This window comes from Allobosea sp. P1_A7 (genome assembly GCF_056406775.1).
The window spans coordinates 1-16302 of sequence record NZ_JBFTZN010000250.1 but is presented as its reverse complement, the minus strand read 5'-3'; the positions used below and the strand labels follow the sequence as shown (position 1 = coordinate 16302).

Here is a 16302-nt window from a genome sequence, read left to right as displayed (position 1 = left end):
GAGCAGCGCGACGGCGAGCAGGGCAAGGCCCAATCCTGCGAGTGCCGGAGCGCCGCCGTGGTTCTGCGCGCCCGTGGTCGCCAGCAGGGGGAGCAGGGCCAGCGCTGGAGCGATCGAGATATCCTGGAACAGCAGGATCGAGAAGGTGCGCCGGCCGTAGGTTTCGCTGCCGTCGCCGCGCTCCTCCAGGACCTGCAGGGCTATCGATGTTGCAGACAGAGCGAGCGCAAGCCCCACCGCAATGGCGCCGCCGACGGAGAGACCGAATTTCCAGCCAACGAGCCCGATCGCCGTCGCGCTGAGCGCCATCTGCGCGAGGCCGGCGCCGAGGATGTCCTTGCGCATCGAGTAGAGGCGTGACGGCTGAAGCTCCAGCCCAACCAGGAACAGCAGCAGCACGACACCGATCTCGGCGGTGCCCCGGATCGCGTCCGGGTCATTGACCAGGGCGAGCACCGAAGGGCCGATCGCGATGCCGGCCGCGAGATAGCCGAGCACGGCGGATTGGCCGAGACGACGAAACAGCGGCACGGCAATGACTGCGCCTGCACAGAAAATCAGGATCGGCGGCAGGTAACTCGTGTGACTGGCGTCGGCCATGGGAACTCTTCGTTGTGGAAAGCAGGCTCGCGCAAGTGCCACAGCCGACCATGCTGCCTATCTAGGCGCTTCCTTGCTGCGCTGCGAGGGGCGAGTTGCGCAGCGGCCCGTCACGTCCTGCGGCGCTGCTCTTCCTTGACATCGCAGGGCGCACGCCGAAAGAAGGCGCTGACCATTTCCGAGGCCTCGAAACCGCGTGACCAAGCCGCCGCTCGACATCCTGCTTTGTGCCCCGCGCGGCTTTTGCGCCGGGGTCGTGCGCGCCATCGACGCAGTCGAGAAGGCGCTCACGCTGCATGGCGCGCCGGTCTATGTGCGCCACGAGATCGTGCACAACAAATATGTCGTCGAATCGCTGAAGCGCAAAGGCGCGGTCTTCGTTGCGGAGCTGTCGGAGGTGCCCGACACCACCCGTCCGGTGATATTTTCGGCCCATGGCGTGCCGAAATCGGTTCCTGCCGAGGCCGCATCGCGGACACTTTTCGCCATCGACGCGACCTGCCCGCTGGTCACCAAGGTGCATCGCGAGGCCGAGGTTCATCACAAGCGCGGCCGCCATATCCTGCTCGTCGGCCATGCCGGCCATCCCGAGGTCATCGGTACGATGGGCCAGCTGCCTGCGGGTGCGATCACGCTGATCGAGACGCTGGACGACGTGGCGCAGCTTGCTCCTCCCACCGGCCAACCACTTGCCTATGTCACCCAGACCACGCTTTCGGTCGATGACACACGCGGCATCGTCCAGGCGCTGCAGGCGCGGTTCCCGGAGCTGATCGCGCCGCACAAGGAAGATATCTGCTACGCCACCACGAACCGTCAGGAGGCGGTGAAGCGGGTTGCCCCGCTGGTCGACGGACTTCTTGTCGTCGGCTCGCCCAATTCCTCCAATTCGCAGCGCCTGCGCGAGGTCGCCGAGCGGGCCGGTTGCCCCTCCGCGCGGCTGGTGCTGCGCGCCGACGAGATCGACTGGTCGATCTTCGGTGCGATCAAGCGGCTGGGCATCACGGCGGGCGCCAGCGCTCCCGAGGTGCTGGTCGAAGAGATCATCGATGCCTTCGCCGAGCGCTATGACGTCCGCGTCGAGACCGTCTCGACCGCCGATGAAAGCGTCTTCTTCCCCCTGCCGCGCGAACTGCGCGGCGAGCCTGCGCCGAATGCGGCCGAGTGAGCGAATTTGGCCGTCTATACTGAAGTGCCCGACGATGAGATGGCTGCCTTCGTGGCGCGCTACGGTATTGGTGATCTGCTGGCGGTCAAGGGCATCGCCGAGGGGGTCTCGAATTCCAATTTCCTGCTGCACACCACGCAGGGCTTCTTCATTCTGACACTCTACGAAGAGCGGGTGAGCGCGGCTGATCTGCCGTTCTTCCTCGGACTGATGGAACATCTGGCCGAGCGCGGGCTGATCTGCCCGCTGCCGGTCAAGGCGCAGGACGGTCTGGCGGTGAGCCGGCTCGCGGGGCGGCCGGCGGCGATCGTCACTTTCCTCGATGGTCTCTCCGTGCGTCGCCCGACGGCTGCTCATTGCGCCGAGGTCGGGCGTGGGCTGGCGCTCCTGCACAAGGCGGGCGAGGGCTTCGGCATGACCCGGTCCAATGATCTGTCAGTCGCGGGCTGGCGGCCGCTGGCGGAACAGGCCGGTGCCGGGGCCGAGACGGTCTCGCCTGGGCTGGCGAAGCGCGTCATGACGGAAATCGCGTTCCACGAGGCCAACTGGCCACAGAACCTGCCGCGCGGCGTGATCCACGCCGATCTCTTTCCCAACAACGTCTTTTTCATCAAGGACCGGCTGTCGGGGCTGATCGACTTCTACTTCGCCTGCACCGATGCCTTCGCCTACGATCTCGCCATCTGCCTGAATGCCTGGTGCTTCGAGGCCGATGCATCGTTCAATCTCACCAAGGGGCAGGCGATCCTCGCGGGCTATGAAAGCGTGCGCCCCCTGACCCCCGCCGAGGTTGAGGCGCTTCCGGCGCTTTGCCGCGGTTCGGCCCTGCGTTTCCTCCTGACCCGGCTGGTGGACTGGTTGAACGTTCCGCCGGGGGCCCTGGTCAAGCCGCTCGATCCGCTCGAATACGACCGCAAACTTGCCTTCCACCAGCGCGTCGGTGACGCCCGCGAATACGGCCTGAAACGATGAGCGATACAGTAGAGATCTGGACCGACGGGGCTTGTTCGGGCAATCCCGGCCCGGGGGGCTGGGGCGCGATCCTCAGCTACAATGGCAAGGCGCGCGAGCTCTCGGGCGGCGAACAGATGACCACCAACAATCGCATGGAGCTGATGGCGGCGATCTCCGCGCTCGAGACGCTGACGCGGCCCTGCACGGTGGCGCTGCATACCGACAGCCAGTACCTGCGCCAGGGCATCACTGGCTGGATCCATGGCTGGAAGAAGAATGGCTGGAAGACCGCCGACCGGAAGCCGGTGAAGAACGAGGAGCTCTGGAAGCGCCTCGATGCCGCACTCGGCCGCCACAAGATCGAGTGGAAATGGGTCAGGGGCCACGCCGGAGACGAGATGAATGAGCGCGCTGACGTGCTCGCCCGCGCCGGCATGGCGCCGTTCAAGCCTGGGCGATAGAGCCCGGCCGGCTCGTCAGCCGAGCGGCTGCCGATAGACCAGGAAGCCCGAGAGGTCGGCGACCTTGTCGTACAGTTCGCGCGCCTGAAGATTCGTCTCATGCGTCTGCCAGTAGACGCGGAAACAGCCCTTGGCCTCGGCCATCTGCCGCACGGCTTCGATCAGCTTGCGGCCGCCGCCGCCGCCACGGATATCCGGGCTGACGAACAGATCCTGCAAATAGCAGATATCCTTGGCGCTCCAGGTGGTGCGGTGCGTGACCCAGTGCACGATGCCGACTGCCTTGCCGTCGCGTTCGGCGATGAAGCCACCCATCGGCTCCTTGCCGCCTGTGAGCCGGGCGAAGGTCAGGTCATGGATCTCTTCCGGCAGGCTCGACTTGTAGAAGGTCAGGTAGCCCTGCCAGAGCGGTCCCCAGGCGGTGCGATCGCTCGCGACGAGCGGGCGGATGGTGATCTCGGACATGCAGCCTCTCCCAATAGCGCTGTCACGCTAGCCCGGGGGCGCGGCATCTGTCTCATGACAAAGCGCCATGCTTTCGATCAGCATCGTTGCAGCAGGCATCAAAAAGCCCGCGCGGCGGGGGCCGGGCGGGCTYTTTCATGCGCGAAGCGCTCAGAGCTGCTTCAGCATTTCTTCGGCGCCGGAGACGTCGGCCTTGCCCGGTGCGTCTTCGACATTGAGAGCCTCGACCACGCCGTTTTCGACGATCATCGAATAGCGCTGCGAGCGGGTTCCGAGGCCAAAGCCCGAACCGTCGAGCGAAAGCCCGATCTCCTTGGCGAAATCGGCATTGCCGTCCGAGAGGAACTCGATGACGCCGACTGCGCCCGTTGCCTTCGACCAGGCATCCATGACGAAGACGTCGTTGACGCCGGTCACCATGATGGCGTCGACGCCCTTGCCCTTGATCTCTGCAGCCTTGGCGAGATAGCCGGGGAGGTGATTCTTGTGGCAGGTCGGCGTGAAGGCGCCGGGCACCGCAAACAGCACCACTTTCTTGCCCTTGAACAGGTCTTCGGTCGTCTTCGCTGCCGGGCCGTCCGCCGTCATCACGCGGAACGTCGCCTGCGGAAGTGTGTCACCCACCTTGATCGTCATCGCCTGTTCTCCGTGAGCCATGCGGCCTTCGCCGCTCGGTCAGGGATTAGGGCTTGGCGACCGGGATGTCGAGTTCAAGCCGCGTCTCGACCGCTGCAGGTTTGCCGCGCACCGTCACGATGAAGGGCACCGGCCCCGCTGCGCCCTTGGGACGGTCCGTAATCCGGACATGAGCGAGCACAGTGCCATCGGCCTGCGGCTTCAGGACCGGCTTGCTGAAGGACCAGGCGCCGGGCCCCTCGACGAAGACATCCTCGATCGCGCCGTCCGGCGGAGCCTGCAGCACGAGCTTGACCTTGGGCTCAGGCCCAGCCTCGCCGGGCAGCACCTCGATCACCGAGATCTTCTCTTTGTGCGGCCCAAGCTTGACGGGAATCGGCACCCGCGCCTCGAAGCTCTCGAGCCGCKGCGAGGTTACCGAGGTCACGCCGGGCTCGAGCCAGAGCTGAGCCTCGCCCTTGGCGGGAATGCACATCTTCTCGCAGACGGCATAGTCGAGCTTGAGCACGACCATGACTGGCTTGCTGGGGTCAACCGGCTGCACCGACACCGGCACCACGACCTCGCCGACATAGCCGATCGAAAAGCCGGTGCCATCCTCGAAGCGTTCCGGCGCGGGCCAGCGCACGTCGAGGCCACCGACATTGGTGGAGCCGCTCCAGTCGAAGGAGGGAGGAACGCCGGAATCGCCGGGGTTGCGCCAATAAGTCTTGTAGCCTGGCGCCATAGTGATCTCGACGCCGATGCGTTGCTTGCCCGAGGGGGCCGTCGCTCCGGCGATCAGGCGGATCGAGGAATGCGTGCTGCGGGACCATGACGACACCGCCGCCTCCTGCGCCTGAGCAGGAGCGCTGAACGCCAGCGCGGCGAGCGCGAGTGAGAGCAATGCCAACTTCACGATGACCGTCTTAGGGAATGCGTCTGCAAAAAGCGAAACAATCTCTCTCACATTTGCTGGCAATCATGTGACATGCAGCCATTCATCCTATGCCGCATGATTGGGGCGCAATCGCGGTGCCGGCATTTTCAAGGACACCGGTTTCCAGCCGGGCCGATTGGATTTAGCATGGCGGTATGAAGATCGGATCCAGCCAACGCGTCAGCGGCCGCAGCTATCTCGACGGGCAGTGCCTGATTGCCATGCCCGGCATGACTGACACGCGTTTCAGCCGCAGCGTGGTCTATATCTGTGCGCATTCCGAGGATGGCGCCATGGGCATCATCCTCAACAAGCCGGCGCCGGACACGCGGTTTCCCGATCTGCTGGTCCAGCTCGATGTGATTCCCTCGGAAGAGCTGATTCGCCTGCCGAGCCAAGCCGAACGGATGCAGGTGCTGCGCGGCGGACCGGTGGAGACCAAGCGTGGCTTCGTACTGCACTCGTCGGACTTCTTCCTGGAATCGGCGACCCTGCCGATCGACAACGGCATCTGCCTGACGGCGACCTTGGATATCCTGCGGGCCATTGCCATTGGCAGCGGTCCGGAGAACGCGGTGCTTGCTCTTGGCTATGCGGGCTGGGGAGCGGGGCAGCTTGAATCCGAGATCCAGTCGAATGGCTGGCTGCACTGCGCCGCTGACCCGGCGCTGCTCTTCGACGACGGCATCGAAACCAAATACCATCGCGCGCTGCAGAAGATCGGCATCGATCCCGCGTTCCTGTCCAGCACGGCCGGACACGCCTGAGCGGCGCCGGCCTCCCTCCCGGAATAGGGGAGGGGTTACGCTGCTTCCGAAGAGGACGCGGCGCTCGCGCCCACCAGCCTGCGGGCTTCGGCTGCGCTCATCGGCTGCCCGAAGATATAGCCCTGCGCATATTGGCAGCCGAGCTGGTAGAGCTCGATCGCATCCGACTCCGTCTCCGCGCCCTCGGCAACGACGTCCATGCGCAGATCGGCGGCGAGCTGGACGATCGAGCGCAGGATCACCGGCGGTTTCCCGTTGCCCATCTGGCGCACGAAGCTCTGATCGACCTTGATCGTGTCGAACGGAAAGCGCTGCAGATAGGACAGCGAGGAATAGCCGGTGCCGAAATCATCGAGCGAGAGCCCGGCGCCGAGTTCGCGGATGCGCGAGAGCATCTGCGCGGCATATTCCGGATTCTCCATCACCAGGCTTTCGGTGATCTCGAGCTTGAGCGTGCCCGGCAAGACGCGCCGGCGCGCCAGCACCGTCTTGACGTCATGCAGCAGGTCGTGGCGCAGCAACTGGCGGCTCGAGACGTTGACGCTGGCGAAGATCGGCGGGTCGACCTCGAGCGCGGCCTGCCAGGCGGCGAGCTCGCGGGCGGTACGGTCCATCACATAGACGCCGAGATCGACGATCAGCCCGGTTTCCTCGGCGATCGCCAGGAAATCCTGCGGCAGCAGCCGGCCCTCGCGCGGGTGGTCCCAGCGCACCAGGGCCTCGAAGCCCGCGATGGTCCGGTCCTCCAGCCTGACGATCGGCTGGTACATCACCTGAATCTCGCCGCGCTCGATGGCGCGACGCAGGTCGCTCTCCAGGGCAAGACGATCGTTGCGATCGGTCCGCATCGCGGGGACGAAGACCTCGATCTTGTTGCCGCCCTGCCGCTTGGCATGCGCCATCGCCAGCTCGGCGTTCTTCAGAGCATCGTCCTTGCGGGCCGCCGGCGAGGCGTCGAACAGCGCAAGCCCGATCGAGGGGGTCAGGAAGATCTCGCGTTCCGCGAAGGTCACCGGCGTCGAGACGGCGCGGCGAACGAGTTCCGCCAAGGCCAGGATACGCTCGGGGTCCCGCTCGGAGACAAGGATCATGGCGAAGGTGTCGCCGCCGATGCGGGCAAGCGTGTCCTGCGCCCGCAGCAGACGGCCGAGCCTGCGGGCGAGCGTCAGCAGGATCGAATCGCCCGCGGAGAAGCCGACCGACTCGTTGACCTGCTTGAAGCGGTCGATGTCGATGACGATCACCGTCGGGCGGATATTGTCGTCGGCGCGGCAGAAGCCGAAGACGGCGCCGAGACGGTCCTGGAACAGCTTGCGGTGGGGCAGGCCGGTCAGGTTGTCATGCACCGCGTCATGCAGCAGCCGCTCCTGCGCAGTCCTCTGCTCGGTGACATCGGCGAGCGTGCCGATCACGCGGATGACCTCGCCGTTGGAGCCGATGACGGGCCGGGCCTTGAGGTTGAACCAGTGATAGCTGCCATTGGCGGCTCGCAGACGGAAATCGAGCTGCAGCTTGCCGCGCCGCTGTTCCAGCACGGCATCGAGCGTGACGCGATAGCGGTCGCGATCGGAGACATGCATGTATTCAAGCCAGCGCGCCGCCGAACCTCGAGGTCGCGCTGGAACTGGCCGGTGACCGTGAACCCGGCCGCCGTCACCCAGACGGCGAGCAGGAACCAGGTCGGGATCAGCATGACGGCGCGCTCGTAGCCATGCGTCGCCAGGTGCAGGATCAGCACGAAGCCGACGGCCGCGACGGCKGCGATCGAGATGCGCGCGATGCCCGACGCCATCGGGGCATCGAAGACGGCCAGACCGACGAGGCCGAATAGGCCGAGGATCCAGATGATCGTCACGTGGCTGTAGCGGACATGCCAGCGCGACAGGTTGAGATAGGCGAAGAGGAAGACGAGCAGCGTCGCCGCCAGCACCACCTCGGCTCCGGCGCGGTAGATGCGCTCGATCGCCGGCGTCAGCGGGAAGATGCGTTGGAAGAAGCCGAAATCGAGCCCGGCATAAGCGAGAACGGCCCAGGCCAGGGCGGCGGCGGCCGGGAAGATAACCGCTCCCTTGACCACGAAGATGATGGTCAGGAAGAGCGCGAGCAGGCCGGCAATGCCGATGATGATGCCCTTGTAGAGCGTCAGCCCGTTGGTCTTCTGGCGATAGGCCTCCTGCTCGAACAGATAGAGCTGAGGCAGGTTCGGAGATTTCAGCTCGGCGACGAAGGTCACCGTCGTGCCCGGGTCGAGCGTGATCATGAAGACGTCGGCGTCCGGGCTATCCTCGCGCTCGGGGCGAAGCCCCTGGCTCGCCGTCACGGCCTCGATCCGCGTGTCGCCGAGATCAGGCCAGATCACGCCGGAGCCGATCAGGCGGTGGAACGGCGCGACCAGCAGCCGGTCGATCTGCTCGTCGGAATCATTTGTGAGCGCGAAGACGATCCAGTCCGGCCGTGCGCCCGACTCGCGTGCCCTGACCGCGATGCGGCGCACGATGCCGTCGGGCCCCGGCGCGGTCGAGATCTGGATGACGTCGCCATCGGATTTGTTGCGCTCGACCACATGGGTCAGGTCGATCACCGGTGCGTCGACAGGGACGCGGACGGCCTCCACGGCCTGGGCCGGTACGGCCAGGGACAGCACGAACAGGAGTGCGAGGCCGACAAAGGCAAGGCCAAACCGGAGAAGTCGGTCAGGAGGGGACAAGCGCGACTCGGTAACTGTGTGGGCCGCGCTCAAGCGGGGCGGGGGACCCAGTCGTACCGACCGGTCGTGGCGAGGGCAAGGCAGAGGCTCGGCCCTGTGGATCATCGCGCGCCGCCCGTCTCCGCGGGGCCGAGCAGCCGGTCCGTCGAAATCATCGCATAGAGCAAGTGGTCCGCCCAGTTTCCGTTGATGCGCAGATAGGCCCGCGCCTCGCCTTCGCAGCGGAAGCCGACGCGCTCCAGCAGCCGGCGAGACGGCTCATTGCCGGGCAAACAGGCAGCTTCGACGCGATGCAGGCCGAGGTCGGAAAAAGCGAAGCGCACCGCGCCGCGCACGGCTTCGGTCATATATCCCTTGCCGGCGTGGCGTTGTCCCATCCAGTAGCCGAGCGTGCAGGCCTGGGCGACGCCACGCCGGATCAGTCCGAGCGTCAATCCCCCCAGCAAGGTTTCGCTGCCGGCATCGAAAATGAACAGGGGATAGGCTTCGTCAGCCGCGATCTCACGTGCGGCACGCTTGACGCGCAGGCGGAACGAATTCCGCGTCAGGTCATCCTCGTTCCAGACCGGCTCCCAGGGCGTCAGGAATTCCCGGCTCTCCATCCGCAGAACCGCCCAGGCCGCATAGTCGTTCGCCAGTGGCGCCCGCAGAAACAGGTTCGGCGTGCGAACGAGCGGGCGGGCTGGCGGGTCGGTCGAGAAGCGGAAGAGAGCCATGGCTGCTCAATCCCCGGAGCGTGCGGCCTGCCGCAGTTGCTCTGCCGGCGGGAGGCCGGACAGCGGACCGACAGCGGCGATCGTTGGCTGGTGCCCGAGCAGAGAGCGTCCGGCGGCGCGAACATCCTCCAGCGTGACAGCATCGAGCCGGTGCGCCAGCTCCTCGCGCGGTATCGCACGTCCGAAGACGAGCACCTGGCGGGCCATCTGTTCAAGCTTGCCACCAGGGCTCTCAAGCGAGGCCAGCAGCCCGACCTTCATCTGGGCCCGGGCGCGTGCAACCTCGACCTCCGTCACATCTTCGGCGGCCTGCCGCAGGCAGCCAAGGGCAACATCGATCAGCTCGCTCGCATCTTCCGGTGCTGTGCCGGCGCTGATTCCAAAGACGCCGCAATCGGAGAAGGGCCAGTGGAAGGCGTCGATGGAATAGGCGAGGCCGCGCTGCTCGCGCACCTGCTGGAACAGCCGGGATGACAGCCCTCCGCCGAGCACGGAGGAGAACACCTGGAGCGGGTAATGCGCGCCGTCCCGGAAAGGCTGGCCGGGAAAGCCGAGCACCAGATGGACCTGCTCCTCGTCGCCCTCGATTCGCGCTTCGCCGCCCCGGTACTGACCATCCTCGCGCTCGAAGGCCTCAACGGGTTTGCCTGGGAGGCTGGCGAGCCTGTCACGTGCCAAGGCGACGAGCTCGTCATGGTCGACGGCGCCCGAAGCAGCCAGCACCATGTTGCCGGCATGGTAGTGCCGCGCCAGATAGGCCCGGATGGCGTCGGGCGTGAAACTGTTGACCGTCTTCGCTGTTCCCAGGATCGGGCGGCCGAGGGGCTGGTCCGGAAAGGCCGCCTGCAGGAAGCGGTCATAGACGAGATCGTCGGGCGTATCCTGAACCGCGCCGATCTCCTGCAGGATGACACCCTTCTCGCGGGCGAGTTCCTCGGGCGCAAGCGCTGGCGACGTCAGGATATCGGCCAGGATGTCCACGGCGAGTGCGAGGTCGGATCCCAGGACTCGGGCCGTGTAGCAGGTGTACTCGACACTGGTCGCGGCGTTGAGATCCCCGCCAACGCTTTCGATCTCCTCGGCGATCTCACGGGCGCTGCGCCGCGCCGTGCCCTTGAAGGCCATGTGCTCGAGCAGATGCGCCAGTCCGTGTTCGTTCGGAAGCTCGTCGCGCGCGCCGGCCCCGATCCAGATGCCGAGCGAGACGGTGGACGCATGGTCCATGCGCTGCGAGACGATGCGCAGGCCGGAGGGCAGGGTCGTGAGGTCGACCTCAGGGTCATGCGCCCCCGGCGAGCGTGGCGCAGGCGTGGCCAGTTCGGCGATCTCGGCCGGCCCCGTCGCGATCATGCCGCCGCTCCCCGCACTGTCCGGGCGTTCTGCCGGATGAAGGCCTCGATGCGTCCCTGGTCGTTCGGCAGCAGGGTGAAGCGCTCCTTGCGCTCCATCAGATCGCCGAGATGGGCCGGCAGGGCGGGCGTGACACCGCTCGCCGCCGCAACGGCTGCGGGGAACTTGGCGGGATGGGCTGTGCCGAGCACGATCATCGGCGTGGCAGGATCTGCCCTCAGGCCCCGGCGCGCGGCTGCAACCCCGATCGCGCTATGGGGGTCGAGCAGATAGCCGGCCTCGCGCCAGATGCGGCCGATCTCGTCGGCGACGCCCGCCTCCCCGACAGCGCCGGCGTCGAACTCGGAGCGGATGCGGGCCAGCGGCTCCGGCGCGATCTCGAACCGCCCGGATTGCTGCAGGGACTGCATCAGCCGGCGCACGGCGGCACCGTCGCGGTCATGCGCCTCGWACAGCAGGCGTTCGAAATTCGAGGAAATCTGGATGTCCATCGAAGGGGAGGTCGTGGCGGCGACGCTCCGCATCTCATAGGCGCCGCTCTCGAGCGTGCGCGGCAGGATGTCGTTGCTGTTCGTGCCGATCACCAGGCGCTCGATCGGCAGACCCATGCGCTTGGCGACCCAACCGGCGAGCACGTCGCCGAAATTGCCGGTCGGCACCGCGAAGGAGACCTTGCGCCGGGGCGAGCCGAGGGCGACAGCCGAGGTGAAGTAGTAGACCACCTGCGCCGCGATGCGGGCCCAGTTGATCGAATTCACGCCGGAGAGGCGCAGCTCGTCGCGGAACGTGTGGTGATTGAACATCGCCTTGGCGAGGTTCTGGCAATCGTCGAACGTGCCCTCGACCGCGATGGCGTGGACATTGGGTGAGTCCACTGTGGTCATCTGCCGCCGCTGCACGTCCGAGACGCGCCCCTGCGGATAGAGGATGAACATGTCGACCCGCTCGAGCCCCTTGAAGGCGTCGATGGCAGCACCGCCTGTGTCGCCGGAGGTTGCGCCGACAATGGTGGCGCGCTCGCCGCGCTGGACCAGCACATGGTCCATCAGCCGCCCAAGCAGCTGCATTGCCACATCCTTGAATGCCAGAGTCGGGCCGTGGAACAGCTCGAGCACAAAGAGATTGTCGCCGAGCTGCGTCAGCGGACAGGTGGCCGGATGCCGGAAGGTGGCATAGGCCTCGCGGATCATGGCGCGCAGCGCCGCCGTCTCGATATCTCCGTCGGCCAGCGCGCCGATGATGCGCTCGGCAACTTCAGCATAGGGTTTACCGGCGAAGCCCGCGATGTCCTGGGCTTCAATTCTGGGCCAGGCCTTCGGGACATAAAGGCCGCCATCGCGGGCGAGCCCGGCGAGCAGGGCGTCGGAAAAGGCGAGGGAGGGCGCTTCCCCCCGGGTGGAGACATGCAGCACGGTGTCGCTCTCTGTGGTCGTGCTGCTGCTATAGGCCGGGAGCGCAGCGAGGGCAAAGGTTGCGCGCCCGCGGCAGGGCCGCGGGGCGAGGTCAGTCGTGTTTCTGTCGCCGGGCCTGCCAGGCGAAGGCGATGAAGACACCGATCAGGGTCAGGGCCAGCCCGAACCAGGTCAGTGCGTATTGCAGGTGGTTGTCGGGAATACGTCCGATCAACTCCTTGACATCGACGCCGGCCGGCGGCGTCAGCCCGTCTCCCTGACGCTCGAGCTCGAGATAGAACGGCGCGGCCGCCAGGCCGAGGGAGGACGCAATGGCGGCCGGATCGCGTGTGAAGAACTCGCGATTGGCCGGGAGGTCGGCTGGGGTGAAGCTGTTGCGTGCTTCGGGCGTGCGCAGGAAGCCTGTCACGGTTGCCGGTCCGGAGGCCGGCTTGATCTCGCCCAGGCGCGCTTCCGGCACGAAGCCGCGATTGATCAGGATGACGCCGCCGGCATCGAGCCGGAACCCCTGGAAGATCCAGCGGCCGAAGCCGGAGAGCTGGCGCGTTCCCGGTCCGCCCGATGCGATCGTGGTGCGCACGCCGGCAAAGGGGCCGTCGACGTAACGCCCGGATGCCGCGACCCGCGTCAGGTCGAGCTTCGCAGGGTCGAGCGTGCTCCATTGCTGCTCGGGCGGGAGGGGCGCCGGAGGGCTCGCTGCCTGCGCTTGCAGGCGCTCGATGAAGCTGTGCTTCTCGCCCATCCGCAACAGCTGCCAGCTCCCCAGCGTGCAGAGCACCAAAGTCCCGCAGATGGTCAGGATCGCGGGCAGGAGAAGGCTCGGACGCCGTGTGCTGTCTGGCATTGTCTGCGCGCTCACTTTTCTCGCCTGCCTTCCTCGGCCTTGTGGGCGTATTGCAGCGCGACCGCGAGCCCCTTCATCGGCCGCAGAAGGGCGAGGCAGACGGTGACGGCCAGCGGCAGCCAGATCGAGAGATGCACCCAGATCGGCGGCTCATAGGCGATCTCGACCGAGAGCGCCGCGCCAAGAACCGCGAAGCCTGCGATCAGCATGATGAACACGGCAGGGCCGTCAGCCGAGTCGGCGAAGGCGAAATCCAGCCCGCACGCGGCACAACGAGGGCGCAGCTTCAGAAACCCGTCGAAGAGCTTGCCTTCGCCGCAGCGCGGGCAACGGCCGGAAAGGCCGGTCGCATAGGGTGAGGGGCTGATATGCTCGTACTCTGCCATCATGGTTTCCCGGCAAAAAACAAAGGCGGCCTCGCGGCCGCCTTCGGGATTGTCTTGAGGCGGCCGCTCAGTGCGCCGCGGCCGATCCGGCGCCGGACGCCCAGACATAGATCGCGGCGAACAGGAACAGCCACACCACGTCGACGAAGTGCCAGTACCAGGCCGCGAACTCGAAGCCGAGATGCTGGGCTGGTTTGAAGTGGCCGAGATAGACCCGATACAGGCAGATCGCCAGGAAGATCGTGCCGATGAGCACATGGAAGCYGTGGAAGCCGGTCGCCATGAAGAAGGTCGCGCCATAGATATGGCCGCTGAAGGCGAAGGTGGCGTGGGCGTACTCGTAGGCCTGCACGATCGAGAACAGGCCGCCGAGGAACACGGTCAGCCAGAGCGCTTGCTTCAGACCCTTGCGGTCGTCCTGCAGCAGCGCGTAATGCGCCCAGGTCACCGTCGTGCCCGAGGTCAGCAGGATCAGCGTGTTCAGCAGCGGCAGGTGCCAGGGATCGAAGGTCTGGATGCCCTTGGGAGGCCAGACGCCGCCGGTGAAGTCGTGGCGGGCGTACTGGATCGTTTCGCCGCTGAAGAGGCTGGCGTCGAAGAAGGCCCAGAACCAGGCGACGAAGAACATCACCTCGGAGGCGATGAACATCAGCATGCCGTAGCGATGGTGAAGCTGGACGACGCGGGTGTGATGGCCCTCGTGCTCGGCCTCGCGCACCACGTCCATCCACCATGCGAGCATAGTGTAGAGAACACCGAGCAGGCCGACGCCGAAGACCAGGGGACCGAGATGCATGCCGGCGACGGTCATCGCCTTCATCCACATGACCGCGCCGATGGCCATGATCGTCGCGCTGCTCGCGCCGACGAGCGGCCACGGGCTCGGGTCGACGAGATGGTAATCGTGGTTCTTGGTATGGGCCCCGGCCATCTTACTTTGTCTCCGCGTCCGACTCTGCTGCGCAGCGCTTGGTGCTGTCGCAGTTCTTATAGTTTCGACTTGCCCGCGTCACCCTTGCCATCCGCGACCGGCTGGCCGGCCTTGGACGGGAAATAGGTGTAGGACAGCGTCAATGATTTGACCCCGTTGAGATCGCGGTTCTGCTCGATCTCGGGGTCGACATAGAACACGACCGGCGCTTCCAGCGTCTCGCCCGGCTGCAGCGTATGCTCGGTGAAGCAGAAGCATTGCAGCTTGACGAAATAGGCGGCCCCCTGCGTCGGCGTGACGTTGAAGGTCGCGATGCCGGTGGAGACCCGGTCCGTCGTGTTGGTGATCTTGTAGAACACCGTCTGCGTCTCGCCGACGCGGAAGATGATCTCGGAGCTTTCCGGCTCGAAGCGCCAGCCCAGGGCCGGCGAGACATTGGCGTCGAAACGCACAGCCATCTTGCGGTCCAGGATGCGCCCGGCGGCCGCTGTCCCGACCATCGGCGTGCCGCCGAAGCCGGTGACCTTGCAGAACAGGTCGTAGAGCGGCACGGCTGCGAAGGCGAGGCCGGTCATGCCGACCGCAACGCCGGCGCAGATCAGCGCTGTCCGGCGCATTCTCGCATGCTGACGGTTCGATGGCGTCGCGGTCATCACAGCGGCCTGTTCATGATGGCCGGACCGGTCTTCACCAGCGTCACCACGAAGAAGAAAATGACCAGGCCTGCAAGGACCAGCGCCAGCGCGACCGAGCGGCGCCTGCGGCGTGCCATGTCCTCCGGAGAGAAGGCCGGCGGGATCTCGCGTTTCGGAGCTTCGCTCATCCTAGCACCTTGGGCAGGGCCCACATCAGGCCGAGGCTGTTCTCTGCCAGCAGCACGGCGAAGAGCAGGAAGAGGTAGAGGATCGAGAAGCCGAACAGCGCATAGGCGGCCTTGTGGGCGGCTTCACCCTCGGTCACGCGCAACACGCGGAAGGCCAGCGCGATCATGGCAAGTCCGGTCACCACGGAGACGACGAGATAGGCCAATCCGCCGAACCCCATCAGGGCAGGCAGGACCGCGACCGGCGCCATGACCAGCGAGTAGGCCACGATCTGCCGGCGCGTCGCGGCGGGGCCGGCGACATTCGGCAGCATCGGGATGCCGGCGCGGGCATAGTCGCCGGACTTGACCAGCGCCAGCGCCCAGAAATGGGGAGGCGTCCAGAGGAAGATGATCGCGAAGAGCACGATCGAGTGCAGGCCGAAATCGCCGGTCACGACGGCCTCGCCGATCATCGGCGGGAAGGCCCCGGCCGCTCCGCCGATGACGATGTTCTGCGGCGTCGAGCGCTTCAGCCACATCGAATAGACGACGGCATAGAAGAAGATGGTGAAGGCGAGCATCGCCGCCGAGAGCAGATTGGCGACGAGGCCGAGCACGATCACCGAGCCGACAGACAAGGTCAGCCCGAAGGCGAGCGCCTCGGATGGCAGGATCCGCCCGGCCGGAATCSGACGCTTGGCGGTCCGCACCATCAGCGCGTCGATATCGGCGTCGTACCACATATTCAGGCAGCCGGACGCACCGGCGCCGACCGCGATCGCGAGCAGCGAGGCGAATCCGATCACCGGGTGGATCGTACCGGGGGCCGTCGCCATGCCGCCCAGTGCGGTGACGACGACCAGGAACATCACCCGCGGCTTCAGGAGCGCGAAGAAATCGCGCGCCTCGCCGGTGGAGCTCTTCGCGCCATCGGTGCGGGAATCGAACCTGTCGAACGCAGCGGACATTGGTCTTGTCGTTTCACTCTTTACGACGGCCGCCAGCGGCCGTGGGGAATGAGAGGGAGCGGTCTTGCCGCCCATCTCCGGAACGCCGCAGGTGGCGCTCGGGGGAGGGGCGGCGGCGGGCCGGGGAGCCCGCCGCCAGATGGATCAGTGGTCCGAGCCGACGATGCGCGGCAGGGTCTCGAACTGGTGGAACGGCGGAGGCGAGGACAGGGT

General features: G+C 66.3%; 17 protein-coding genes and 1 pseudogene. 4 read left to right on the top strand and 14 right to left on the bottom strand.

The window, feature by feature from the left end; translation table 11 throughout:
* Window positions 1-600 (bottom strand): cation:proton antiporter domain-containing protein (locus tag AC1D34_RS29675; RefSeq protein ID WP_476826143.1); only part of this gene is annotated, 600 nt, incomplete at its 3' end.
* Window positions 601-796: 196 nt separating this feature from the next.
* On the opposite strand from AC1D34_RS29675, the gene ispH reads away from it, so the two are divergent.
* The 3 genes from ispH to rnhA are packed head-to-tail and all read left to right on the top strand — an operon-like array spanning window position 797 to window position 3183.
* On the top strand, window positions 797-1768 hold the full coding sequence (ispH, locus tag AC1D34_RS29670; RefSeq protein ID WP_441488898.1) for a 4-hydroxy-3-methylbut-2-enyl diphosphate reductase: 972 nt from the start codon (window positions 797-799) through the stop codon (window positions 1766-1768).
* A 6-nt stretch (window positions 1769-1774) separates the two neighbouring features.
* Window positions 1775-2740 carry a homoserine kinase gene (locus AC1D34_RS29665; protein WP_476826142.1) on the top strand — a complete coding sequence of 322 codons (966 nt, stop codon included), beginning with the start codon at window positions 1775-1777 and terminating at the stop codon, window positions 2738-2740.
* Window positions 2737-3183, top strand: coding sequence for a ribonuclease HI (gene rnhA / locus AC1D34_RS29660; protein WP_476826141.1), 447 nt, complete (start codon window positions 2737-2739; stop codon window positions 3181-3183). Before AC1D34_RS29665 ends, rnhA begins: the two co-directional genes overlap by 4 nt.
* Window positions 3184-3198: 15 nt before the next feature.
* Here rnhA and AC1D34_RS29655 read toward each other — a convergent pair whose 3' ends face one another.
* From AC1D34_RS29655 to AC1D34_RS29645, 3 genes are all read right to left on the bottom strand, one after another.
* A complete protein-coding gene (locus tag AC1D34_RS29655; RefSeq protein WP_069877496.1) occupies window positions 3199-3648 on the bottom strand; it encodes a GNAT family N-acetyltransferase in 450 nt (149 codons plus the stop codon).
* 150 nt (window positions 3649-3798) lie between these two features.
* Window positions 3799-4284: a peroxiredoxin gene (locus AC1D34_RS29650; RefSeq protein WP_113518915.1), complete on the bottom strand. Its 486-nt coding sequence runs from the start codon at window positions 4282-4284 to the stop codon at window positions 3799-3801.
* 46 nt (window positions 4285-4330) lie between these two features.
* The gene (locus tag AC1D34_RS29645) at window positions 4331-5182 is read right to left on the bottom strand and encodes a protein-disulfide reductase DsbD domain-containing protein (RefSeq protein WP_476826140.1); all 852 of its coding nucleotides are present in this window, start codon (window positions 5180-5182) and stop codon (window positions 4331-4333) included.
* A gap of 176 nt (window positions 5183-5358) precedes the next feature.
* Between AC1D34_RS29645 and AC1D34_RS29640 the strand changes: the two genes are divergently transcribed.
* Window positions 5359-5970, top strand: a complete 612-nt coding sequence (locus AC1D34_RS29640) for a YqgE/AlgH family protein (RefSeq protein ID WP_476826139.1) — start codon at window positions 5359-5361, stop codon at window positions 5968-5970.
* Window positions 5971-6005: 35 nt separating this feature from the next.
* Here the strand turns inward: AC1D34_RS29640 and AC1D34_RS29635 are convergent.
* From AC1D34_RS29635 to AC1D34_RS29590, 10 genes and pseudogenes are all read right to left on the bottom strand, one after another.
* Window positions 6006-8677 (bottom strand): annotated as a pseudogene (locus AC1D34_RS29635) (EAL domain-containing protein).
* A 101-nt stretch (window positions 8678-8778) separates the two neighbouring features.
* Window positions 8779-9393: a GNAT family N-acetyltransferase gene (locus AC1D34_RS29630; RefSeq protein WP_441488903.1), complete on the bottom strand. Its 615-nt coding sequence runs from the start codon at window positions 9391-9393 to the stop codon at window positions 8779-8781.
* Window positions 9394-9399: 6 nt separating this feature from the next.
* Complete coding sequence (locus AC1D34_RS29625) at window positions 9400-10743, bottom strand: M16 family metallopeptidase (protein WP_476826138.1); 1344 nt, start codon at window positions 10741-10743, stop codon at window positions 9400-9402.
* A complete protein-coding gene (gene thrC, locus AC1D34_RS29620; RefSeq protein WP_476826137.1) occupies window positions 10740-12155 on the bottom strand; it encodes a threonine synthase in 1416 nt (471 codons plus the stop codon). Before thrC ends, AC1D34_RS29625 begins: the two co-directional genes overlap by 4 nt.
* Before the next feature lie 91 nt (window positions 12156-12246).
* The gene (locus AC1D34_RS29615) at window positions 12247-13014 is read right to left on the bottom strand and encodes an SURF1 family protein (protein ID WP_441488906.1); all 768 of its coding nucleotides are present in this window, start codon (window positions 13012-13014) and stop codon (window positions 12247-12249) included.
* A complete protein-coding gene (locus tag AC1D34_RS29610) occupies window positions 13011-13385 on the bottom strand; it encodes a DUF983 domain-containing protein (RefSeq protein ID WP_441488907.1) in 375 nt (124 codons plus the stop codon). The genes AC1D34_RS29615 and AC1D34_RS29610 overlap by 4 nt, the downstream gene beginning before the upstream one ends.
* Window positions 13386-13452: 67 nt before the next feature.
* Window positions 13453-14316, bottom strand: coding sequence for a cytochrome c oxidase subunit 3 (locus AC1D34_RS29605; protein ID WP_476826136.1), 864 nt, complete (start codon window positions 14314-14316; stop codon window positions 13453-13455).
* A gap of 56 nt (window positions 14317-14372) precedes the next feature.
* The gene (locus AC1D34_RS29600) at window positions 14373-14969 is read right to left on the bottom strand and encodes a cytochrome c oxidase assembly protein (protein WP_441506443.1); all 597 of its coding nucleotides are present in this window, start codon (window positions 14967-14969) and stop codon (window positions 14373-14375) included.
* Entirely contained in the window at window positions 14969-15139 is a 171-nt protein-coding gene (locus tag AC1D34_RS29595; RefSeq protein WP_141739979.1) for a DUF485 domain-containing protein, read from the bottom strand. The genes AC1D34_RS29600 and AC1D34_RS29595 overlap by 1 nt, the downstream gene beginning before the upstream one ends.
* The gene (locus tag AC1D34_RS29590) at window positions 15136-16089 is read right to left on the bottom strand and encodes a heme o synthase (RefSeq protein ID WP_476826135.1); all 954 of its coding nucleotides are present in this window, start codon (window positions 16087-16089) and stop codon (window positions 15136-15138) included. Before AC1D34_RS29590 ends, AC1D34_RS29595 begins: the two co-directional genes overlap by 4 nt.
* Window positions 16090-16302: the final 213 nt, after the last annotated feature.